Source organism: Amycolatopsis sp. NBRC 101858, assembly GCF_030269325.1.
In the GTDB taxonomy this organism is placed as follows: Bacteria; Actinomycetota; Actinomycetes; order Mycobacteriales; family Pseudonocardiaceae; genus Amycolatopsis; species Amycolatopsis ponsaeliensis.
In genome coordinates, this window is sequence record NZ_BSTD01000005.1 from 620,567 (window position 1) to 641,874 (window position 21,308).

Below are 21,308 nucleotides of genomic sequence, written 5' to 3' on the forward strand. Positions count from 1 at the left end.
GATGGCGCAGGCCGCGGACGGTTCGGTCGAACGGGTGCAGGCGAGTTCACGACGGTGGCTCATCCTCGCGCTCGGTCTCGCCGCGCAGACCGCGAGCTGCTCGTTCCTCTACGGGATCCCGTTCCTGGTCCCGGTCATGCGGGACGCGGAGGGGCTGACGCTGGCCCAGGCCGGCACGGTCGTCGCGGCGCCGAGCATCGGGCTGCTGTTCACCCTGATCGCGTGGGGCGCGGCTGCGGACCGTTACGGAGAGCGTCTGATCATGGCGCTCGGGCTGGGTGCCTCGGGGTTACTCCTGGTGTACGCCGGGGTCGGAAGTCACCCGGTCGGGCTTCTCTTTGGTGTGTTCCTGGCGGCCGGCGCCTGTACGGCTTCGGTGAACGCGGCGAGCGGTCGCGTCGTGATGGGCTGGTTCGCGAAGTCCGAGCGCGGGGTCGCGATGGGGATCCGCCAGACGGCCCAGCCGCTCGGCGTCGGCGTCGCGGCGCTCGGGCTGCCGCCGCTGGCCGCGCACTTCGGGTTCCGCGCGGCGGTGCTGCTGCCGGCCGGGCTGGCGATCGTCGTCGCGCTGCTGGTGGCGTGGCTGGTGACGGACCCACCGCGCCCGCCTCGGCCGGCTTCTGGCGAGAAGCCGCCGTCGCCGTACCGGCACGCGACGCTGTGGCGGGTGCACGGCGCGAGCGCGTTGCTGGTGGTGCCGCAGTTCGCGGTGTCGGCGTTCGCGCCGGCGTACCTGGTGGCGGTGCAGCACTGGAGCCCCTTGGCGGCGGGCTGGTACCTGGCGGTGGTCCAGGTGCTGGGCGCGTTGGGCCGGCTGGGGTCGGGCTGGTGGTCGGATCGGGTGGGCAGCCGACTGCGCCCGATGCGTCAGCTGGCGGTGCTGAGCTGCTTCGTCATGCTGCTGGTGGCCCTCGGCGACGCTTCTTGGCCGTGGGTGGTGCTGCTGGCGCTGGCCCTGGCGGGGATCATCACGGTGGCCGACAACGGCCTGGGTTTCACGGCGTCGGCGGAGCTGGCGGGCCTGGCGTGGTCGGGCCGCGCGATGGGGACGCAGAACACGGGCCAGAACATCGCGGCCTCGCTGACCCCGCCCCTGCTGGGCCTGGTGATCGGCGACAGCAGGTACGCACTGGCGTTCTGCGTGGCAGCGGTGTTCCCGGCCCTGGCGGTCCTGGTGGTCCCGGTCCGCGCCGAACCCCACGACTGACGTGTCGACCCCCCAATCACGCGAGTCGACCCTCCAATCACGCGTGATGCCCGGCTGGGTACGCGAGCCGACCCTCTGGGTACGCGAACCGACCGCCTGGGTACGTGAGCCGACCCTCCGGGTACGCGAACCGACCGCCTGGGTACGTGAGCCGACCCTCCGGGTACGAGCGGCGAGAGGCTTCACGCGTGATCGCAGGGGCATCACGCGTGTCTGGAAGGGCATCTCGCGTACCCAGAGAGTCGGTTCGCGTGCCTGGAGGGTCGACTCGCGTGATTGAGCAGTCGACTCGCGTGATTGGGGGGACGACACGGCGAAGGCCGCCTCCCGGAGTCGGGAGGCGGCCTTCGCCGGACCAAAAGATCAAGCCACCGTCAGGCGGTTCTCGAACCCCTCGACGAGCTTGCGCCACGCGCTCTGCTCGGCGTCGAACGGCGCCGACGGCTCGAGGCGCGTCGGGTCCGGGCGCAGGACGAACGACACCAGCCAGCCCAGGCTTTCGTTGCCCGCCAGTGCCGTCTCGGCCGAGTCGTCGCCCGCCCAGTCCGCCGCGTCCGAGATCAGCTCGACCGCCAGCTCCAGCTGGGTCGGGTCGATCGCCTCCGGGCCCTCCGCGATGTCCGCGTCCAGGCCCGTCAGCACGTACGTGTTCTCGGTGTCGACCTCGACCTCGAGCTCGCCCGCCGTCGCCTTCGCCAGGACCTCGTCCCACGTGGACACGTCCGCGAGGTCGGTGTCGGCCAGGTCCTTGCCGTCGGCCAGGGCCCGCGCGAGGGCCTTCTCCGACGTGAACACGTCGATCTCGCCCTCGCTGCCGAGGAACACCGGCGCGTCGTCGAGGTAGCAGCGCAGCGTGTAGTACTCCGCGCCGGACGTGATGATCTTGATCGGGTCGATGCCGACCTCGGCCCAGAAGCCGACCGGGCCCTCGTCCTCTTCTTCGTCGTCCTCGTCCGAATCGGAAGCGGAGTCGATCGCCTCGAGGTCCTCTTCACCCTCGGCGCCGGCCTCGGCCTCGGCGGACTCCTCGTGGAACGCCGCCAGCTCCTCGGCCGTCTGCTCCAGCACCTTCTCGTCGACGTCCGGCGCGGTCACCAGGCCGTCGATCGCGTCGAGCACGGTGTCCCACTTCTGCGACACCGTCTCGGACAGGTCGTTCCACACCTGCACGCCGACACTCCCGGTGAACGGGAGCGTGCCCTGGTCGAGCAGCGAGAAGCCCTCGGTCGAGTCGAGGATCTCGTGCACCTCTTCGAGGTCGCAGACGTCGGCGAGCGAACGCACGATGCCGACGATCTCGGCCAGCTCCGCGATGTGCCAGACGTCCGGCTCCTCGGCGACGAGCTCCGGGACGCCGACGAGGTCGTACGTGTGGTCCTCGTCCGGGATCAGCTCGGGCACGTTCAGCGACGGCACGGCGTCCCAGGCCGGGTGGTCCAGCAGGTCGTGGCGCTCGGACGTGCGGACGAAGGCGGCCAGGTGTGCGGCGTCCGGGAAGGCGTACAGGTCGTCCTCGTCGCCGAGGAACGCTTCCCACTCCTCGCCGTCTTCCCGCCAGCGCGGGGCCCACAGGGTGACGACGTCGCCCTGCGGCAGCCCGAGTTCGATCGGGATGATGTCCTGTGCCATTCCTTAGCCCTCCGGAGTACCGCCCGTGTGCGCGCGTGACCGGAAGGATCACCCGATCGACGCGCGGTACCGCGAAGCCTACGGGTTTACCACGCGCGACGCGATTGCCCCTGCCGACTTTGCGACGAGCGGATGGCACGATGGACGCCTGATGACTCTCACAGACCTCCTGCCTGCGGATCCCGACCCCGACGCCCTCTTCGAAGCGTTCACGACCTGGACGGCCGATCGGGGCATCGAGCTGTACCCGGCGCAGGAGGAGGCGGTGATGGAGGTCGTCTCCGGATCGAACGTCATCCTCTCGACGCCGACCGGCTCCGGGAAGAGCCTCGTCGCCGTCGGCGCGCACTTCACCGCGCTCGCCCAGGGCCGCCGCAGCTACTACACCGCGCCCATCAAAGCCCTCGTGTCGGAGAAGTTCTTCCAGCTCATCGAGATCTTCGGCGCCGACAACGTCGGGATGATGACCGGCGACTCCAGCGTCAACCCGGACGCGCCGATCATCTGCTGCACGGCCGAAATCCTGGCGAACATCGCGTTGCGGTTCGGTGCCGAGGCGCCCGTCGGGCAGGTCGTGGCCGACGAGTTCCACTTCTACTCCGAGCCCGACCGCGGCTGGGCGTGGCAGGTCCCGATCCTCGAACTGCCCAAGGCCCAGTTCGTCCTGATGTCGGCGACCTTGGGCGACGTGTCCTTCTTCGAAAAGGACCTCACCCGCCGCACCGGCAAGCCGACCGCCGTCGTCACGTCGGTGCAGCGCCCGGTGCCGCTGACCTTCCGGTACGCGCTCACCCCGCTGCACGAGACCATGTCCGAGCTGCTCAACGGCGGCCAGGCGCCGGTCTACGTCGTGCACTTCTCGCAGGCCGCGGCGATCGAGCGGGCGCAGACGCTGATGAGCATCAACGTCACGACCAAGGCCGAGAAGGAGGCGATCGCCGACCTGCTCGGCGACTTCCGGTTCTCCGCCGGCTTCGGCAAGACGCTCTCGCGGCTGGTCCGCCACGGCATCGGCGTCCACCACGCCGGGATGCTGCCGAAGTACCGCCGATTGGTCGAGACCTTGGCCCAGTCGGGGCTGCTGAAGGTGATCTGCGGGACGGACACGCTCGGCGTCGGCATCAACGTGCCGATCAGGACGGTGGTCTTCTCCGCGCTGACCAAGTACGACGGCGTCCGCCAGCGCCACCTGAAGGCGCGCGAGTTCCACCAGATCGCCGGCCGCGCCGGGCGCGCGGGGTACGACACCGACGGCTACGTCGTCGTGCAGGCGCCCGACCACGTCGTCGAGAACGCGAAGGCCCTGGAGAAGGCGGGCGACGACCCGAAGAAGAAAAAGAAGATCGTCCGGAAGAAGGCGCCGGAGGGCTTCGTCAACTGGACCGAGAGCACGTTCGACCGGCTGATCGCGGCCGAGCCCGAGCCGCTGACGTCCAGCTTCAAGGTCACGCACTCGATGCTGCTCAACGTGATTTCGCGGCCGGGCAACGCGTTCGACTCCATGCGCCACCTGCTGGAGGACAACCACGAGGACCGCGCGTCGCAGCGCAAGCTCATCCTGCGCGCCATCGCCATCTACCGCGCGCTGCTCGCCGCCGGGGTCGTCGAGCGGCTGTCCGAACCGGACGAGCAGGGCCGGATCATCCGGCTCACCGTCGACCTGCAGTTCGACTTCGCGCTCAACCAGCCGCTTTCGCCGTTCGCGCTGGCCGCGATCGACCTGTTCGAGCTGGAGTCGCCGAGCTACCCGCTCGACGTCGTGTCCACTGTGGAATCCACTGTGGACAACCCGCGGCCGGTGCTGTCGCAGCAGCAGTTCAAGGCGCGCGGCGAGGCCGTGAACGCCATGAAGGCCGAGGGCATCGAGTACGACGAGCGGATGGAGCTGCTCGAGAACGTCTCGTACCCGAAGCCCCTCGAAGAGCTGCTGCAGGGCGCGTTCCACAGCTACCGGCAGGGTCACCCGTGGGTCGACGACTACGAGCTGTCGCCCAAGTCCGTCGTGCGCGACATGTACGAGCGCGCGATGAACTTCGTCGAGTACATCGGCTTCTACCAGCTCGCCCGGTCGGAAGGCCTGGTGCTGCGTTACCTCGCGGACGTCTACGACGCGCTGCGCCACACGGTGCCGGACGAGGCCAAGACCGAGCCCCTGCAGGACCTCATCGAATGGCTCGGCGAGCTCGTCCGGCAGGTCGACTCGAGTCTCCTGGACGAGTGGGAAGCGCTGCGCCACCCGACGGAGGAAGGGCCGGTGTCGCACCGGCCGCCGGAGCTGCCGCCGGCCGTCACGCGCAACGAGCGCGCGTTCCGGGTGCTGGTGCGCAACGAGCTGTTCCGCCGGGTCGAGCTGTTCGGGCGCCGGGCGTGGAACGTGCTCGGCGAGCTGGACGCGGCGTCCGGGTGGAACGCCGACGCGTGGGAAGACGCGATCGAGGACTACTTCGAGGAGTACGAGACGCTCGGCACCGGCCCGGACGCGCGCGGCCCGGCGCTGCTGATGATCGAGCAGCAGCCGGACGTCTGGAAGGTGCGCCAGATCTTCGACGACCCGGCGGGCGACCACGACTGGGGCATCAGCGCGGAGGTCGACCTGGCGGCGTCCGACGAGGCTGGCGCAGCCGTGGTCCGGGTGACCGAGGTGGGCGCGCACTAGCCGTTGCGATTTCCTGACTGCTCAGTCATCGTGATCACATGGTGGCGACAGTGCGGGAGCACCGGATCGGCGACGTGCGCTGGACGGTCGTCAGCGGGTCCCGGGAAGCCGCTTTCCGGGCGCTGGGCTCGTACGCTGCCGGCGATATCCGGACCGTCCTGGCGGGACTGCCGTCCTGGCCGCTCGCCGAGCGGGCGCGGCGGTCGCCGGTGCTGTTCCGGGCGGTCGAATCGGCGTCGCAGGTCGAGCACCCGGACGCGTACGCCGAGCTGATGGCGCTGGCGGCGGGGGCCGGGGTGCCGTTCGACGACCTGCTGCTGGCCAACCTGCGCGGCGACCTCGGCGCGGGCGACGGCACCGGCTGCACGGACCTGGCGTGGGTGGGTTCGCCCTCGCTGCTGGGCCACAACGAGGACGGCGCCCCGGTGTTCGACGGCATCGGGCGGCTCCTGACCCTGCTGATCGACGGCGAGCCCGGCGTGTGCGTCTGGTGGTACCCGGGTTTCCTGCCCGCCAACACGGTCACGCTGACCACGCACGGCCTGGTGTGGGGGATCGACAGCGTGAGCGTGGTGACGCCTTCGCCGTGCGCCGGACGGCACTTCGTGGCGCGCACGGCTCAGCGCGCGTCTTCCGTGGCGGAAGCGGTGTCGGTGCTGCGTTCCCGTCCGTCGGCGGGCGGGTTCGCGTACACGATGGGGCAGGTCGGCTCGCCCGCGGTGACGGTGGTCGAGAAGGCCGGGAGCGAGACCGCGGTGACCACTGTGGGCAGTGGGCTTTCGTGGCACACCAACCACTTCCGCCAGCTGTCGCCGCAGTGGGACGTCGCGCCGGAGGAGAGCCTGGCCCGCGCGGAGGTGTGCGCGCACCTGGCCCCGGCCGCGCCGGACGCGAAGTGGCTGGTCTCGGCGTTGACGGGCGAGGTGTACCGCAGCGCGGCCGGCGGCGACCCGCTGATGACGTTGAGCACGGTGGTGACGGATCTGGCCGACGGGACGGTGACGGTGGTGCCCCGCGGCGGAGCGCCCCTGCACGCCCGGGTGGCGGACCTGGCCTCGGGCGACGTGGACGCAGTGGGTGCGCTCAATGGCGCAACCGCTCCGGGCGGTTCCGGGGTTAGCGTGGAGGTTCGCCCAACCTGGGAGGGACCATGATGAAGCGTTTGCTGGCCGGGATCTTCGTCGCCGCCGCGGTGGTCGTGGGCCTGGCGCCGGCCGCGTCGGCCGCCTCGATGGTGGAGTACGCGCTGGCGCCCACCGCGGTCGAGTACGGCACCGACGCGACCGCCATCGAATACGGCCTCTGACGGGTCAGCACACCGGGAGTCCGGCGCGGCCCACGTCCAGCAGATCCGGGTCGTGCCGGACCAGTTCGTCTTCGAACGCGTTCCAGCCGTGCGAAGCGACGTACGCCGCTTCGCACGGCCGAGATCGGGACCAGCCAGACGATCGCCGCCCGGGCGCCGTCGTCGACTTCGGCGACCGCGAACTCGTCGTCGAAGTAGCTGGGGCTCGACGCGTACAGCGCTTCCATCGCGCTGCCCGGCGCGAACGGTCCGCGCGGGCCGAGGACGTCGCCACGCAGCAGTGCCTGCCCGGACGCGAGCAGTTCGCCCGCGACCTGGCCCAGCAGGTGCGGCAGCCCCTCCGTGGGCCCGCTCGGGTAGCTGCCCACGATCAGCTCCTGCCGCAGGTGCCGCCCTGACGTGCGCGAATGCAGCGGGTGCCGGCTCAGCCCGGCGGTCGCGAACCACTTCGCGCCGAACGCGCCGGCGTACGCGCCGACCTGGAAGCCGTCGCGTTTCCAGCCGCCGGTGAGCGCGCCCAGCCGGGCTTCGAGGTGCTCGATCAGTCCCACCGGGCCATTCTCACCCGGCCGGCGCCAGGATCGCGCGGGCGTCCTCGCCGGCGAACCACAGGCCGATGACGAACGCCGCCGTCGCCTCCAGCAGCGCCGCGCGGTCGAGACCGCCGCCGAGGACCGGTTTGCAGCCGACGTCGCGGACCAGCGTGCGGACCACGTCCAGCGCCGCCGGGTCGTCGCCGCAGAGCGGAACCGTGAGCGACCGGGGCGGGGTGCGCCAGATGTCGACGTGGGCCAGGTTGAACGCCTTGACGACGTGCGCGTCCGGCGCCGCGGCCGCGATGCGGGCCGCGACCGCGGTGCCCGGCGGGAGACCGCCGTCCGGGCCCGGCTGGTTGGTGCAGTCGACCAGGACCTTGCCGGTCAGCGGGCCCGCCTCGGCGAGGACCTCGAAGACGGCGTCGGCGGGGAGCGCGAGCAGCAGCACTTCGGCCTGTGAAGCCACTTCGCGCCAGGTTCCGCTTCGCGCGCCCAGCTGCTTCGCCAGTACGTCGGGGCGGCGGCCGCTCACCAGCAGTTCGTGGCCGGCGCGGGCCCAGTGCGTGCCGAGCGCGTCCGCCATCCCGCCCGTGCCGAAGATCCCGATCCGCATGCGTCCTCCTTGTGCTTGGCTGGTACCAGCACGACGGTAGGAACCCGGGAAGGAACCGAACGGTAACCATGGACTTCCTCGCCGACTGCCGGACGCGGCTCGCGTTCGACCTGGTCGCCAACACGTGGCACCCGGTCGTGGTGTGGGCGCTGCGCCACGGCCCGCGCCGGCACGTCGACCTCCGGCGCACGATCGGCGGAATCAGCGCGAAGGTGCTCACGGAAGCCTTGCGGCGCCTGGAGTTCGACGGTCTCGTCGAGCGTCGCGAAGGCGCGTACGCGCTTACGCCCTTGGGGGAGACGCTGCTGGCGCCGATCGAAGGCTTCGGGCGCTGGGCGGCTGAGCACGGCGACGCCGTCGTCGCCGCTCAAGACCGAGCACGATCAGCGTGACCAGCGACAACGCGGGCAGCGGATAGCCGGCGAGGATCCCGGCGACGACGTCGAACGCGGGCGCGGCGACCCCGGCGACGAACACCCAGGTCGGTGCCGTCGGCGGCTTCGCGGCGGGGGACCAAGGCGTCTTGCGACCCGGCTTCGCGATCGAGAGCCACGCCTGGAACGAGAGCGCGCTCGCCATCAGCGACGCTCCGGCGATCTGTACCCAGCTGACGGCGCCGGTGTCCGCGGAGTCGCGCAGCGCGGGGGAGAGCAGGAAGATCCCGGCGTAGAGCTGGATGAACGTCAGGGCGAACTTCGTGAGCACCCACCAGTGCCGGAAGTAGCCCCACGCGGTCGCGCCGGCGAGGACGAGGCCGGTGAACGCGGAGACGTTGGCCATGGGGGCGAGCAGGACGGAGTCGAGCCGGTCGGCCATCGAGGGCACGCCGGCCGACATCAGCACGACGAGGGCGAGGGCCTGGCTCATCCAGGCGACGGACGAGACGACGTGCAGCCAGACGACGGCTTGGCGCCAGCGTGGGGAAGTCTTCACCCGCTCAAGGCTCGCCGAGCGGTCGCGAGCGCACATCGGGCGCGACCCGGGTTTCGCCCCCGACCCGGCGCCGCGCGCTCTGCACCCGCCGGGGTACGAAGTCCGCGGAAAGGTACTCCGGCGGGAGTATCAGCGCGGCGGGTTCTTGGCGGCCAAGGCCAGGAGCGGGACCGCTGCCGCGGCGTCCGTGATCAGCGTGGTGACCATGCCCGACCGCAGCACCGCGTCCACCGCCGCCGCCTTCGGCCGGCTGTAGCCCAAAGCGATCACCTCCGGCACCGCCGTCAGCTCTTCGTGGCTGATCGCCAGCACGTGGTGGGCCAGCCCGGTCGACAAAGCGTTCCCGGAAGCGTCGAACAGCCGGGCCGCGACCTCCGCCGTGGCGCCGCGGGCCGCGATCGCCGCTCGCTCGGCCTCGTCCAGCGCGTCGTACACCGTCGACTCGCCCGGCTGCCACGCGCCGATGCTGACCACCGCCTTCGTCAGGTTGCGGAACTGCCCGAACGTCTCCGCGATGCCCGGCTGGCGCCGCAGCGTTTCCGTCGTCCGGCGGTCCGGCAGCACCAGCGGGCCGAAGATCGGGTACGCATCGCCGCCGGACACCGAGGTCACGCGGCTGACCGTCTCCACCGAACGGCCGCGCATGTCCATCCCCGCCTGCACCCCGCACAGCTGGACGATCGGGCACCGCGGCAGCGCCCGGATCGCCTCGGTCATCGCGTTCACCGACCGCGCCCAGGACAGCCCGATGACGTCCGAAGGGGTCGCGATCTCCTCCAGCAGCCGGGCCGACAGGGTCCCGATCTTGGCCCGGACGACCTCCCTCGGCTCGCGCTCGGTTGAGCGTTCGAGCACCAGGGCTCGCTCCAGCCCGTACGCCGAACGGACCTCGTCGGACAGCGCCAGGTCGACCGGCGCGGGCAGCGAGAACTCGACTCTGACCAGGCCGGACTCCCGGGCCGTGTCGAGCATGCGCGCGACTTTGAAGCGGCTGACGCCGAACTCGTCCGCGATCTCCAGCTTGGAGCGTCCCTGCACGTAGAAGCGCCGGGCGATGGTGGCCAGCAGGATCGCTTCAGTCAGCGACGACTGCTTCTTGGACGCGCTCATATGAGCACTATAGCCCGAAATCTGCCGGAAAGGTTGACGTAACACCGAGGTCAGTCCTGTAATGCCTTCACATGTTCTCGACGCCATAGGTCAACGCCGCTCATATGAGCGCGAGGAAGGGGCTAGGCATGCGTGCCGCCATCGTCGACCGGCCCGGTGAGATCAGGGTCGGCGAGGTGCCCGATCCGAAACCCGGGGAACGTCAGGTCGTCGTCAAGGTCGGAGCGTGCGGGATCTGCGGGACCGACCTGCACATCGCCGACGGGCACTTCCCGCCCACGCCGTATCCCATCGTCCCCGGGCACGAGTTCGCCGGGGAGATCGTCGAGCTCGGCGCGGACGTGCCGGGCGAGTGGAAGATCGGCGACCGCGTCGCCGTCGACCCGTCGCTGTTCTGCGGCTACTGCGGCCCGTGCCGCGCCGGCCACGGCAACCTCTGCGCGAACTGGGGTGCCACCGGCGACACCGTCAACGGCGCCTTCGCCGAGTACGTCGCCGTCCCGTCGTCCACCTGCTACCGCATGCCCGACTCGATGACCTGGGAGCAGGGCGCGCTGGTCGAGCCCGTCTCCTGCGCGGTGCACGGCGTGCGCCGCGTCGGCGTCGAAGCCGGAGAGCGCTTCCTCGTGGTCGGCGCCGGCACCATGGGCCTGATCATGCAGCAGCTGCTGCAGCGCTCCGGCGCGCAGGTCACGGTGGTCGACCGCAACGAAGCCCGGTTGCCACGGGCGAAAAGCCTCGGCGCCGTCGCCACCGCGAAGGACGTCAGCGACCTGAACGGCGAGAAGTTCGACGTCGCCGTCGACGCCACCGGCGCCGCCCCCGCCATCGAAGCCGCGTTCGACTCGATCCGCCGCGGCGGCCGGCTGCTCGTCTTCGGCGTCGCCCCGGCCGAAGCCCGCGTCGCGCTTTCGCCGTTCCGCATCTACAACGACGAAATCACCATCGTCGGCTCGATGGCCGTGCTGCACAGCTTCGGCACCGCGCTCGACCTCGTCGCGTCCGGTGCGATCGACACCGATTCGCTGCTCACGGACACGTTGCCGCTGGAGCAGTACCCCGAGGCGCTCGCCAAGATGCGCAGCGGCTCGGGCCTCAAGGTGCAGGTACTTCCGGGAGGTAGCCGTGCGTAAGCTGCTCACCCTCCTCGCCGCGACGTCGCTGCTGGTCACCGGGTGCGCCGGGGCCGGCTCGGTCGGCACCGGCGGGAGCACTCTCGTCATCGCGATCGTGTCCAACCCGCAGATGAAGGACGCGATCTCCCTCGCCCCGGAGTTCGAGAAGGCGACGGGGATCAACCTCAAGTTCGTCTCGCTGCCGGAGAACCAGGCCCGCGCCAAGATCACCGCGTCGACGGCCACCGAGGGCGGCGAGTTCGACGTCGTGATGATCAGCAACTACGAGGCCCCGCAGTGGGCGGCCAACGGCTGGCTCGAGAACCTCGAACCGCACATGGCGGCCACCCCGGGCTACGACGAAGGCGACTTCATCCCCAGCATCAAGCAGTCGCTGTCGTACCAGAACCAGATGTACGCGGTGCCGTTCTACGGCGAGTCGTCGTTCCTGGCCTACCGCAAGGACCTCTTCGAGAAGGCCGGGATCACCATGCCGGCCAAGCCGACCTGGCAGCAGATCGCCGAGTACGCGGCGAAGCTCGACGACAAGGCCGCCGGCGTCTCGGGCATCTGCCTGCGCGGCAAGCCCGGCTGGGGCGAGAGCCTCGCGCCGTTCACCACGGTGGCCAACACCTTCGGCGCCCAGTGGTTCGACAAGGACTGGAACGCCAAGCTGACGTCGCCGGAGTTCAAGGAAGCCGCGAACTTCTACGTCAACCTGATCCGCGAGCACGGCGAGGTCGGCGCGTCCAGCGCAGGGTTCTCCGAGTGCGGCACGCGCTACACGCAGGGCAACGCGGCGATGTGGTACGACGCGACGGTCATGGCGGGCACCAACGAGGACCCGTCGAGCAGCAAGATCGTCGGCAAGTCCGGGTACGCGCCGGCGCCGGTCGTCAAGACCCAGGCCAGCGGCTGGCTCTACACCTGGGCGCTCGGCATCCCCAAGGTCGCCAAGGACAAGGACGCGGCCTGGAAGTTCATGGCCTGGATGACCGACAAGGCGTACGTGCAGAAGGTCGGCGCGACTTACGGCTGGAACCGCGTCCCGCCGGGGGTGCGTCAGTCCACTTACGACATCCCCGACTACGCCAAGGCCGCGCAGGCCTACGCGAAGCCCACTTTGGACGGTATCGCGGACGCGAACCAGCAGAAGGCCATGGCGAACCCGGTGCCCTACCCCGGCATCCAGTTCGTCGGCATCCCCGAGTTCCAGGACCTGGGCACCCGGGTGAGCCAGCAGCTGTCGGCCGCGATCGCCGGCCGCGAATCGGTAGACGACGCCCTGAAGCAGTCCCAGGACTACGCCCAGACAGTGGGCGACTCCTACAAGGCGGTGCAGTGATGTCCACGCTGTCGGTAGATACCCCCACCTCCCACTCCCACGCGAAGGCCGAGGAAAAGAAAGGCCTGAGCACCGCGGCCAAGCGGCGGCTGCCGCTGCTGCCGGCGTTGATCTTCGTCATCGCCGTGACGCAGTTGCCGTTCCTGCTCACCGTGTTCTACTCGTTCCAGTCGTGGAACCTGGTCCGGCCGGGTTCGCGGCACTTCGTCGGCCTGGACAACTACATCGACGTCTTCAGTGACACGACGTTCCTGGTCGCGCTCCTCAACACGGTGCTGCTGACCGTGGTGTGCGTGCTGGTCGCGCTGCTGCTGGGCCTCGGCCTGGCGATCCTGCTCGACCGGAAGTTCTTCGGCCGCGGTGTCGTCCGCACGCTGCTGATCACGCCGTTCCTGATCCTGCCCGCGGCGGGCGCGCTGCTGTGGAAGACGACGGTGTTCGACCCGACCTACGGGTTGCTGCACTTCGTCTTCGGCACCGACACCGACTGGCTGTCGGAGTTCCCGCTGGCCTCGGTGATGGCGCAGATCGTGTGGCAGTGGACGCCGTTCATGATGCTGCTGATCCTGGCCGGCCTGCAGAGCCAGTCCAAGGAGGTGCTGGAAGCGGCCTCCGTGGACGGCGCGAGCCGGTGGCGCACGTTCGGCTCGATCACCCTGCCGCACCTGTCCCGGTTCCTGCAGCTGGCGACGCTGCTGGGCGCGATCTACATCGTGAACAGCTTCGACGCCATCTTCCTGATGACCCAGGGCGGGCCGGGCACGGCCAGCACGAACCTGCCGTACTACATCTACCAGCGCGCGTTCGAAGGCTTCGACGTCGGCCAGTCGTCGGCGATGGGTGTCATCGTCGTGATCCTGACGATGATCGTCGCGACCTTCGCGCTGCGCTTGATGTTCCGCACCTTCTCCGTGAGCGGAGGGATCAAATGACCACGGCCGTCGCGGGACGTCCCCGCAAGAAGCAGTACGGCAAGGGCTCGCTGACCCTGGCGACCTGGGTGCTCGCGATCCTGTTCGTCTTCCCGCTGCTGTGGATGATCCTCACGGCGTTCAAGCAGGAAGCGGACGCCTACACCGACCCGCCGAAGCTGCTGTTCAGCCCGACGTTCGACCAGATCGCGAACGTCCTGAACGGCGGGTTCCTGCCGTACGTCTCCAACTCGGCGTTCGTCACGATCCTCTCGACGATCCTGGTGCTGCTCTTCGGCGTCCCGGCGGCGTACGCGCTGTCGCTGGCGCCGGTCAAGGGCACGTCGAACGCGCTGGGCTTCTTCCTCTCGACGAAGATGCTGCCGATCGTCGCGGCGATCATCCCGCTGTACATCATCTCCCAGAACACCGAGCTGCTGGACACGGTGTGGGCGCTGGTCATCCTCTACACGTCGATGAACCTGCCGCTGGCCATCTGGATGATGCGGTCGTTCTTCCTGGAAGTGCCGCACGAGATGATCGAGGCGGGCCGGATCGACGGCGCGAACCTGCCGACGTTGCTGCGCAAGATCATCATGCCGGTGGTCGCACCCGGGATCGCGGCGACCGCGCTGATCTGCGTCATCTTCTCCTGGACCGAGTTCTTCTACGCGGTCAACCTGACGGCGGCGCGCGCCGGCACCGTGCCGGTGTTCCTCGTCGGGTTCATCACCAGTGAGGGCCTGTACTGGGCCCAGCTTTCCGCCGCCGCGCTGCTGGCTTCGCTGCCGGTGATGATCGTCGGCTGGATCGCGCAGAACCACCTCGTCCGGGGCCTGTCGATGGGAGCGGTGAAGTAGTCATGGCAGCTGTCAGTTACGAACAGGCGTCGCGGATCTACCCGGGCGCGAACGAGGTGCGGGCGGTCGACAAGTTCGACCTGTCGGTGCCGGACGGCGAGTTCCTGGTCCTGGTCGGACCGTCGGGCTCGGGCAAGTCGACGGCGCTGCGGATGCTCGCCGGGCTGGAGGACGTCGACGAGGGCGCCATCCACATCGGCGAGCGCGACGTCACGAACCTGCCGCCGAAGGACCGGGACATCGCGATGGTGTTCCAGTCCTACGCGCTGTACCCGCACATGACGGTGGCCGACAACATGGGCTTCGCGCTGAAGCTGCGCGGACTGTCCAAAGCGGACATCGACGCCAAGGTGGCCGAGGCCGCCAAGATGCTGGACCTGACCAAATTCCTGGACCGCAAGCCCAAGGCGCTGTCCGGCGGGCAGCGGCAGCGCGTCGCGATGGGCCGGGCGATCGTGCGCGAGCCCAGCGTGTTCCTGATGGACGAGCCACTGTCCAACCTGGACGCGAAGCTGCGGGTGGAGACCCGGGCGAACATCGCGAAGCTGCAGCAGCGCCTGGGCACGACGACCATCTACGTCACCCACGACCAGGTCGAGGCGATGACGATGGGCGACCGCGTCGCGGTGCTCAAGGACGGCGTGCTGCAGCAGTGCGCGTCGCCGCGGGAGCTGTACGAGAACCCGACGAACTCGTTCGTGGCGGGCTTCATCGGCTCGCCGGCGATGAACCTGGCAACGCTGCCGCTGACCGAAGGCGGCGTCCAGCTCGGCGACGTGGTGCTCCCGCTGCCGCGGTCGGTGGTGTCCGCGGCCGGGGATCTGCGCGAAGTGGTCTTCGGCGTGCGCCCGGAGTCGCTGCAGCTGGTGTCCGAGGGCGGCTTCGAGCTGGTGGTGGAGCTGGTCGAGGAACTGGGCGCGGACGCGTACCTGCACGGCAAGGTGGGCGACGACCGTTTCGTCGTCCGCGTCGACGGCCGCACACCACCCCGGATGGGCGACAACGTCCGGGTGGGCTTGCGCGGCGAAGGCGAGACCCACGCGTTCCACCCGGAGACAACGCTGCGCCTCTCCTGAAAGAACAGGCCACGGCCACCTCGCGAGAACCCCTTACCCGCGAGGTGGCCGTTTCCTTCGCTACTCCTGACTTCCGGCGCCGGCCCACGCGAAGGTCTCGAAGATCCCGTGGGCCAGCTCCGCGACGTGGGCCCAGTCCTCGGTGTTGTTGCTGGTGACGGCGAGCCCGACCAGCCCGTCGGGGCCGGGGATCCACGCGGTGATCCCGTGCTGGGTGATCCGCACGGTGCCCGCGCCGGCCGGGATCTGGCTGTGCGTGACGGACTGCACGACCACCGCCGGGCCCACCGGGAGTTCGACGACGTTCACCGGCCCGGACGCGGTGGCTTCGTGCACCTGCCGCAGACCGGTGATCACCACGGCGGCCGACGGATGCCCGGACTCCAGGAAGAAGCAGCTGACCAGGACCATGATCGGCCGGTCCGGATCATCGGGGGACCGGAAGAACCCGGCGGAGGTATGGCCTGAACCACCGGCCCGGGCCGCCGCGGCGGTCGTCGCGAGCATGACGGTCGTTTCGGCGAGTCCCTGGTCGATTTCACCGTCCAAGCCGAACCGGTCCGCCACCGCGGCGGCCAGCGCGCGGAATCCCGTCTCGTCGAGTTCCCGCGCGGGCAGCGTGAGGAACCCGTCGGGCAGGAGCAGCGAGAACTCCGGAACGGGCACTACCGGTGGTCGCCGATCTTGTCCTTGACGAAGTCCTTCGCTTCGGCCAGCCCCACGCCTTTCACGGAGTTGATGCCGACGCCGGTGGCGATTCCGGCACTGCTGAAGGGATCCAGCTCGACCTTCAGGAGCCGGTTCGCCGTGTTGACGGCGCTCGCGTGGGAGTACTCGGCAGCCTGGTGGAGAGCCTCGGCCGGGTGGGAGCGCAAAGTGTCCAGCGTGACGGGAGCGAAGCTCTCACCACCCAGGTGGACGACCTGCTGCTTCACGAATGGAACCTTGCTGATCACCGGAAGGACCTTCTCCGCTTTCGCGAGAGCGGCGCCTTTCGCGGCTTGACCAACCGCGTTCTTCAGACCGGCCAAGGCCTTGCCGCCGGGGAGGACACCGATGGCGTCCATCCCGATCCCGGACCACGACACGTCGGCGCCGGCCGCTTTGGCCAGCAGCTTCGTTCCCGCAGCCGCCGCGCTGACCCCGACCGCGGCCGCCGCGGTGACCGCGTTGACGCCCGGGATCCAGGAGGTGGCGATGGCCACGACCCCCAGCACACTGCCGATCTTCGAGAGCACGGTGCCGACCTCGGCGATGGCGCCGGCGTGCTCCTGAGTCCACGCCCAGGCTTTCCCGGCCAGGTCCTTGACGCCGGTGACCATCTTGCCGACGGCGTCGCTGATCTTGTCCAGCCAGCCCGGTTCTTCCGGGGCCTCGTCCGTGGCCTTGCGCAGTGCGGCGGCGACCCGCCCGGCCAGTTCGAGGTGCTGGGCACGCAGGCGCTTCGCATCCGCCCGGAGCGCGTCGAGGCCGTGCTGGGCCTGGGCCAGCTCGTGCTGCGCGCGGCTGAGCGCCACCTCGGCCCGGTGGAGCTCGGCCGGGCCGGCGAACACCTGCCCGGCCAGCTGCAGGTGGGGGTTGGCCCGAGCCGTCGTCAACTGGGATCGGGCCGTCTCCGCCTGGGTTTCCAGGTCGATGGCGTGCCGCTGCAGCGTGGACAGGTCGTCGGCCCAGCCGGTGAGCGTGCCCGCCGCGCCCGACAGCGAACGATGCGCCTTGTCCAGGTAGTCGGGAACCTTGCCGACGGTCTCGCGGAAGGCGTCCGCGCCGTCGCCTTCCCAGAAACCACCGGACTTCCCGAGCCCGGTCAGCTCGTCGCAGGCCTGGCCCAGCTCGGTGGCGACCGCGCTCAACGTGGTGGCGATCTCCTCGACCCGCGCCACCGCGCCCGGGGCGGGATCGAACCCCAGTGCCGGGTAGTCCGCGCTCTGCACCGGGGCGACGGCGTCTTCGAGTTGCTCCCAGTTCACGCCGTTGTCCCGTCGAGCCGGTGGCAGATCTCCGACTCACCGGCGAGCGGCGGTGGTGCCAGCCCGCCGCGGTCGAGCGCGCCGGCGACCTTCTGCTCCGTTTCGGCGTAGACCTGCTCGGCCCGCGTCAGTCCTTCGGCGACGCTCCCGGAGAAGGCACCGATCTTGCCGATGCCGTACTCCCAGCGGTCCCGGAACCGGCCGCCCGCCGCGTCGATGTCGCGGCTGCCCAGATCGTGGGGCGAAGCGTCCTTGAGCGCGTTGCCCGCGCTGGTCATCCGCTCCTGGGCCTGCTCCAAGGTGGCGATGAGCGACCTCATCCGCCCCGGATCGACCTCGTAGCCACCTGACATCCACGGTCTCCTCGCCGGTGCCGACCATCCCCCGGGTACCCGTGGTGCCGTTGGCCCCCGAAGGTTGTAGCTGTGCAGATCGGCTGTTCCTCACGCCGTGTTACGCGGCAGGCGACCGTTCGAGCGCAAAAACCGTGGGTGGTGAGCCGGGTCGGATCCCGGGTTCACCACCCACGGCTGGAGTCGCGCGGCCGTTACTCCTGCAGCGAGAGGGCCTGGCTGGGGCAGACGTGCACCGCTTCGCGAGCCTTCTCGACCAGCGCTCCCTCCGGCTCCTCGTTCAGCACGATGACCGTGCCGTCGTCTTCGCTCTGGTCGAACAGCTCGGGCTCGGTCAGCACGCACTGCCCGGCGCCGACGCACTTGCCGGTGTCCGCGATGATCTTCATGGTTCTCTCCTGTGGTGGGATGGCAGTTCGATCTCTACCAGGTCACCGGCAGCCGGTACAGGCCGTAGATGTTCGCGTCGTCCTTGAACGCCAGGTCGTCGACGTCCGCGCCCAGCGCCAGCGTCGGGATGCGGCGGAAGAGCGTGTCGAAGACGATCTGCAGTTCCATCCGTGCCAGGTTCTGGCCGAGGCACTGGTGCGGCCCGAAGCCGAACGCGACGTGGTGGCGCGCGCCGCGCTCGATGTCCAGCTCGTCGGCGTTCTCGAACGCCCGCGGGTCGCGGTTCGCCGCGTAACCCAGCGCCAGCACACCCTCGCCGGCCCGGATCAGCTGCCCGCCGACCTCGACGTCCTCGACGCACAGGCGTGCCGTGGCCGCGTCGACGATCGTCCAGTAGCGCAGCATCTCCTCGACGGCGTCGAGTGTCTTGCCCGGGTCGGCCTTGATCGCCGCCAGCTGCTCGGGGTTGCGGAGGAACGCCACGGTGGACAGCGAGATCATGTTCGCCGTCGTCTCGTGCCCGGCCACCAGCAGCAGGAAGCCGGTCGCGGCCAGCGAAGCCCGCCGGTAGGTGCCGTCTTCGCGGAGCTTGACGATCTGCCTGCCGAGCAGGTCGTCCGGCGGGTTGTCCTCCTTCGTCGCGATCAGGTCTTCCATGTAGCCGCGGATGGTGTCGAACGCCGCCCGCCGCTCCTCCGGCGTCGTCGAGCGCTTGATCAGCTTCGCCGTGTGTTCCTGGAAGAAGTCGTGGTCGGCGTAGGGCACGCCGAGCATCTCGCAGATCACCAGCGACGGCACCGGCAGCGACAGCGCCTCGACCAGGTCACCGGGCTTCGGCCCGGCCAGCAGCGCGTCGATCTGGCCGTCCACGATCTCCTGGATCCGCGGCCGCAGCGCCTCCATCCGGCGCACGGTGAACTCGCCGAGCACGGCCTTGCGGGCCGGCCCGTGCTCGGGCGCGTCCATGGTGATCATGGTGCGCTCGTCGCCTTGCCGCCGGAACCCGCCCTTGACCAGCTGCGGGAACTCCGGGCGCTGCCGGTCGGCGCTGAACCGCCGGTCGTTCAGCACGGTCCGGACGTCGTCGAGCCTGCTGACCACCCAGGCCCAGCCGCCGTCGGGCAGCCCCACCTTCGTGACCGGATCCTCTTCGCGGATCTCCTCGTACGCCGGCGGCGGCGAGAACGGGCAGGTGCGGGTCATCGGGAATTCGTGCTTCTCGACTGTCGTCATGGCGTCCCCTTCACCAGGTCACGGGCAGGCAGTACAGGCCGAAGATCGACGAATCGTGCTTGAACGGCAGCTGGTCGACGGGCACGGCCAGCTTCAGCTCCGGGATGCGGCGGAAGAGCGTGTCGAAGACGATCTGCAGTTCCATCCGGGCCAGGTTCTGGCCGAGGCACTGGTGCGGCCCGAAGCCGAACGCGACGTGGTGCCGCGCGCCGCGCTCCAGGTCGAGCTCGTCCGGGTTGTCGAACGCCTCCGGGTCGCGGTTGCCGGAATAGCTCAGGCCGAGCACGCCCTCGCCTTCGCGGATCAGCTGGCCGCCGATCTCGAGGTCCTCGGTGGCGACCCGCGACGTCGCGAACTCCGCGATCGTGAAGTACCGCAGCAGCTCCTCGACGGCGTCGAGCGTCTTGCCGGGGTCGTTCTTGATCAGCTCGAGCTGGTCCGGGTTCTCCAGCAGCGCGACGGTGCCGAGCGAGATCATGTTCGCCGTCGTCTCGTGGCCGGCGATGAGCAGCAGGAACGCCAGCGACACGAGCGAGTCGTGGTCGGCTTCGCCGTGCTCTTCGCGCTGCTTGGCGATCTGGCGGCTGAGCAGGTCGTCGGCCGGCTCGGTCTCCTTGGTGGTGACCAGCTGGTCGAGGTACTCCTGCAGCTCGTCGACGGCCTTGATCCGGGTGTCCTGGTCGACGTCGCGGTTGAGCAGCGTCGAGCTGCGGACCTGGAAGAAGTCGTGGTCGGCGTACGGGACGCCGAGCAGTTCGCAGATGACCAGCGACGGCACCGGCAGGCTGAGCGCGGTGACCAGGTCGGCGGGCTTCGGGCCGGCCAGGATCGCGTCGATGTGCTCGTCGACGATCTGCTGGATCCGCGGCTGGAGCGCCTTCATCCGCTTGACCGTGAACTCGCCCACGACCTCGCGGCGGGCCGCGCCGTGCTGCGGCGGGTCCATGTTGATCAGCGACGCGGTGAAGTTGGTCCGCCGGACCGGGCGCCCCTGCTTGGTCAGGAACGGGAAGCCGGGGTTGAACCGGTCGGAGCTGAACCGCGGGTCGGTGAGCATCTGCCGGACGTCCTCGAGCCGGGTGATCGCCCACGCCTCCTGGCCGGACTGCAGCTCGACGCGCTGGACCGGCCCCGCTTCGCGCAGCTTCCCGTACGCCGGCGGCGGCGCGAACGGGCAGGTGCGTTCCAGCGGGAAGACTTCGTCCTTCGTGGTGGGATCGGCGACTTCGGTCATTTCGGGCCCCCTAAAACGGACTTACAGTATGCGGAGGATTACATTCCGGTTCTGCAGTCCAAGGTACCGAAGTGGAGGGAAGTCGTCCACTAGCTAACGGGTGACTCACTTGAGTTCGAGTGCGTGGCCGCTTGACCATGCGAGAATCACCCCGCGCGATCCAGCGAGAGGCGAACGGCATGACGGCAGACCCCGAGACCACCCTGCGGGCGGACGCGCGGCGCAACCGCGACCAGATCCTGGCTGCCGCGAAGACCATCTTCGCCGTTTCCGGTCCCGAGGTGCCGATGGAGGAGATCGCCCGCGCGGCCGGCGTCGGCGTCGGCACGCTCTACCGGCGGTTCCCGGACCGGGACGCACTGGTCCGCGCCGTCGCGATGGACAACTTCGAGCGGGTGCTGATCGACGCCCGCGTGATCGCCGCCGAGGAGACGTCGGCGTGGAGCGCGCTGTCCCGGCTGCTGCGGCAGTCGGTGGAGCTGCAGCTCAGCGTCCAGCTGGCGATGGTGTCGCCGCGCGCGCTGGTGATCCTGAAGAACGACCCCGAGGTCCGCCGGCTGCGCGACGAGATCCTGGTGGTCCTGGACGACTTCGTCGACGGCGCCAAGGCCGAGGGGAAGCTGCGCCTCGACGTCGGCTCCGGCGACATCGCGATCCTGTTCGCGACGCTGCTGCGGCAGGTGCGCGCGAAGTCCCCGGACGTGGCGGAGCTGGCGGCCCGCCGGTGCGTCGGGATCATGATCGACGGCCTCAGCTCGCGGCCGGGCACGGAGCTCCCGGGCCGCCCGATCACGTCGCACGACCTGGACCCCGCCGACGAGCACAGCTGAT

Annotated in this window: 21 protein-coding genes; 10 read left to right on the forward strand and 11 right to left on the reverse strand. The window is 69.9% G+C overall.

Going from position 1 to position 21,308, the window contains the following annotated elements:
- The first annotated feature begins 1 nt into the window (after position 1).
- A complete protein-coding gene (locus QSK39_RS37100; protein ID WP_285482854.1) occupies positions 2-1,207 on the forward strand; it encodes an MFS transporter in 1,206 nt (401 codons plus the stop codon).
- 363 nt (positions 1,208-1,570) lie between these two features.
- Here the strand turns inward: QSK39_RS37100 and QSK39_RS37105 are convergent, their stop codons facing one another.
- Positions 1,571-2,836 carry a SatS C-terminal domain-containing protein gene (locus tag QSK39_RS37105; RefSeq protein WP_285482482.1) on the reverse strand — a complete coding sequence of 422 codons (1,266 nt, stop codon included), beginning with the start codon at positions 2,834-2,836 and terminating at the stop codon, positions 1,571-1,573.
- A 151-nt stretch (positions 2,837-2,987) separates the two neighbouring features.
- On the opposite strand from QSK39_RS37105, the gene QSK39_RS37110 reads away from it, so the two are divergent.
- Together QSK39_RS37110 and QSK39_RS37115 are read left to right on the forward strand one after the other, a co-directional pair.
- Positions 2,988-5,492, forward strand: coding sequence for a DEAD/DEAH box helicase (locus QSK39_RS37110; RefSeq protein ID WP_285482483.1), 2,505 nt, complete (start codon positions 2,988-2,990; stop codon positions 5,490-5,492).
- Between the two features lie 38 nt (positions 5,493-5,530).
- On the forward strand, positions 5,531-6,646 hold the full coding sequence (locus QSK39_RS37115) for a C45 family autoproteolytic acyltransferase/hydrolase (RefSeq protein WP_285482484.1): 1,116 nt from the start codon (positions 5,531-5,533) through the stop codon (positions 6,644-6,646).
- Here QSK39_RS37115 and QSK39_RS37120 read toward each other — a convergent pair.
- Together QSK39_RS37120 and QSK39_RS37125 are read right to left on the reverse strand one after the other, a co-directional pair.
- Complete coding sequence (locus tag QSK39_RS37120; RefSeq protein WP_285482485.1) at positions 6,609-7,349, reverse strand: suppressor of fused domain protein; 741 nt, start codon at positions 7,347-7,349, stop codon at positions 6,609-6,611. The genes QSK39_RS37115 and QSK39_RS37120 overlap by 38 nt on opposite strands.
- 10 nt (positions 7,350-7,359) lie before the next feature.
- Positions 7,360-7,947, reverse strand: a complete 588-nt coding sequence (locus QSK39_RS37125) for an NADPH-dependent F420 reductase (RefSeq protein WP_285482486.1) — start codon at positions 7,945-7,947, stop codon at positions 7,360-7,362.
- Positions 7,948-8,015: 68 nt separating this feature from the next.
- Here QSK39_RS37125 and QSK39_RS37130 point away from each other — a divergent pair, with 68 nt between their 5' ends.
- Positions 8,016-8,339 (forward strand): winged helix-turn-helix transcriptional regulator, encoded by a 324-nt coding sequence (locus QSK39_RS37130; protein ID WP_285482487.1) that lies wholly within the window; start codon positions 8,016-8,018, stop codon positions 8,337-8,339.
- Here QSK39_RS37130 and QSK39_RS37135 read toward each other — a convergent pair.
- Together QSK39_RS37135 and QSK39_RS37140 are read right to left on the reverse strand one after the other, a co-directional pair.
- Positions 8,230-8,880: a hypothetical protein gene (locus QSK39_RS37135; RefSeq protein ID WP_285482488.1), complete on the reverse strand. Its 651-nt coding sequence runs from the start codon at positions 8,878-8,880 to the stop codon at positions 8,230-8,232. The two genes, QSK39_RS37130 and QSK39_RS37135, sit on opposite strands and share 110 nt — an antisense overlap.
- A 129-nt stretch (positions 8,881-9,009) precedes the next feature.
- Positions 9,010-9,990 (reverse strand): sugar-binding transcriptional regulator, encoded by a 981-nt coding sequence (locus QSK39_RS37140; protein WP_285482489.1) that lies wholly within the window; start codon positions 9,988-9,990, stop codon positions 9,010-9,012.
- A gap of 128 nt (positions 9,991-10,118) precedes the next feature.
- Here QSK39_RS37140 and QSK39_RS37145 point away from each other — a divergent pair, with 128 nt between their 5' ends.
- From QSK39_RS37145 to QSK39_RS37165, 5 genes are read left to right on the forward strand one after another with little or no spacing between them, the layout of a single operon-like run.
- Positions 10,119-11,123 (forward strand): zinc-dependent alcohol dehydrogenase family protein, encoded by a 1,005-nt coding sequence (locus QSK39_RS37145; protein ID WP_285482490.1) that lies wholly within the window; start codon positions 10,119-10,121, stop codon positions 11,121-11,123.
- Positions 11,116-12,450 (forward strand): ABC transporter substrate-binding protein, encoded by a 1,335-nt coding sequence (locus QSK39_RS37150; protein ID WP_285482491.1) that lies wholly within the window; start codon positions 11,116-11,118, stop codon positions 12,448-12,450. The genes QSK39_RS37145 and QSK39_RS37150 overlap by 8 nt, the downstream gene beginning before the upstream one ends.
- Positions 12,450-13,382 carry a carbohydrate ABC transporter permease gene (locus QSK39_RS37155; RefSeq protein ID WP_284747982.1) on the forward strand — a complete coding sequence of 311 codons (933 nt, stop codon included), beginning with the start codon at positions 12,450-12,452 and terminating at the stop codon, positions 13,380-13,382. Before QSK39_RS37150 ends, QSK39_RS37155 begins: the two co-directional genes overlap by 1 nt.
- Positions 13,379-14,221: a carbohydrate ABC transporter permease gene (locus QSK39_RS37160; protein ID WP_285482492.1), complete on the forward strand. Its 843-nt coding sequence runs from the start codon at positions 13,379-13,381 to the stop codon at positions 14,219-14,221. Before QSK39_RS37155 ends, QSK39_RS37160 begins: the two co-directional genes overlap by 4 nt.
- Before the next feature lie 2 nt (positions 14,222-14,223).
- Positions 14,224-15,297 (forward strand): ABC transporter ATP-binding protein, encoded by a 1,074-nt coding sequence (locus tag QSK39_RS37165; RefSeq protein ID WP_285482493.1) that lies wholly within the window; start codon positions 14,224-14,226, stop codon positions 15,295-15,297.
- Between the two features lie 60 nt (positions 15,298-15,357).
- Here QSK39_RS37165 and QSK39_RS37170 read toward each other — a convergent pair whose 3' ends face one another.
- From QSK39_RS37170 to QSK39_RS37195, 6 genes are all read right to left on the reverse strand, one after another.
- Positions 15,358-15,963: a hypothetical protein gene (locus QSK39_RS37170; protein ID WP_285482494.1), complete on the reverse strand. Its 606-nt coding sequence runs from the start codon at positions 15,961-15,963 to the stop codon at positions 15,358-15,360.
- Positions 15,963-17,267: a putative T7SS-secreted protein gene (locus QSK39_RS37175; RefSeq protein ID WP_285482495.1), complete on the reverse strand. Its 1,305-nt coding sequence runs from the start codon at positions 17,265-17,267 to the stop codon at positions 15,963-15,965. The genes QSK39_RS37170 and QSK39_RS37175 overlap by 1 nt, the downstream gene beginning before the upstream one ends.
- The gene (locus tag QSK39_RS37180) at positions 17,264-17,620 is read right to left on the reverse strand and encodes a WXG100 family type VII secretion target (protein WP_285482496.1); all 357 of its coding nucleotides are present in this window, start codon (positions 17,618-17,620) and stop codon (positions 17,264-17,266) included. The genes QSK39_RS37175 and QSK39_RS37180 overlap by 4 nt, the downstream gene beginning before the upstream one ends.
- Positions 17,621-17,814: 194 nt before the next feature.
- Complete coding sequence (locus QSK39_RS37185; protein WP_285482497.1) at positions 17,815-18,009, reverse strand: ferredoxin; 195 nt, start codon at positions 18,007-18,009, stop codon at positions 17,815-17,817.
- A 34-nt stretch (positions 18,010-18,043) separates the two neighbouring features.
- Positions 18,044-19,243 carry a cytochrome P450 gene (locus QSK39_RS37190; RefSeq protein ID WP_285482498.1) on the reverse strand — a complete coding sequence of 400 codons (1,200 nt, stop codon included), beginning with the start codon at positions 19,241-19,243 and terminating at the stop codon, positions 18,044-18,046.
- Positions 19,244-19,253: 10 nt separating this feature from the next.
- Complete coding sequence (locus QSK39_RS37195; RefSeq protein WP_285482499.1) at positions 19,254-20,477, reverse strand: cytochrome P450; 1,224 nt, start codon at positions 20,475-20,477, stop codon at positions 19,254-19,256.
- 179 nt (positions 20,478-20,656) lie between these two features.
- Between QSK39_RS37195 and QSK39_RS37200 the strand changes: the two genes are divergently transcribed.
- Positions 20,657-21,307, forward strand: coding sequence for a TetR/AcrR family transcriptional regulator (locus tag QSK39_RS37200; RefSeq protein WP_285482500.1), 651 nt, complete (start codon positions 20,657-20,659; stop codon positions 21,305-21,307).
- Position 21,308 lies beyond the last annotated feature (1 nt).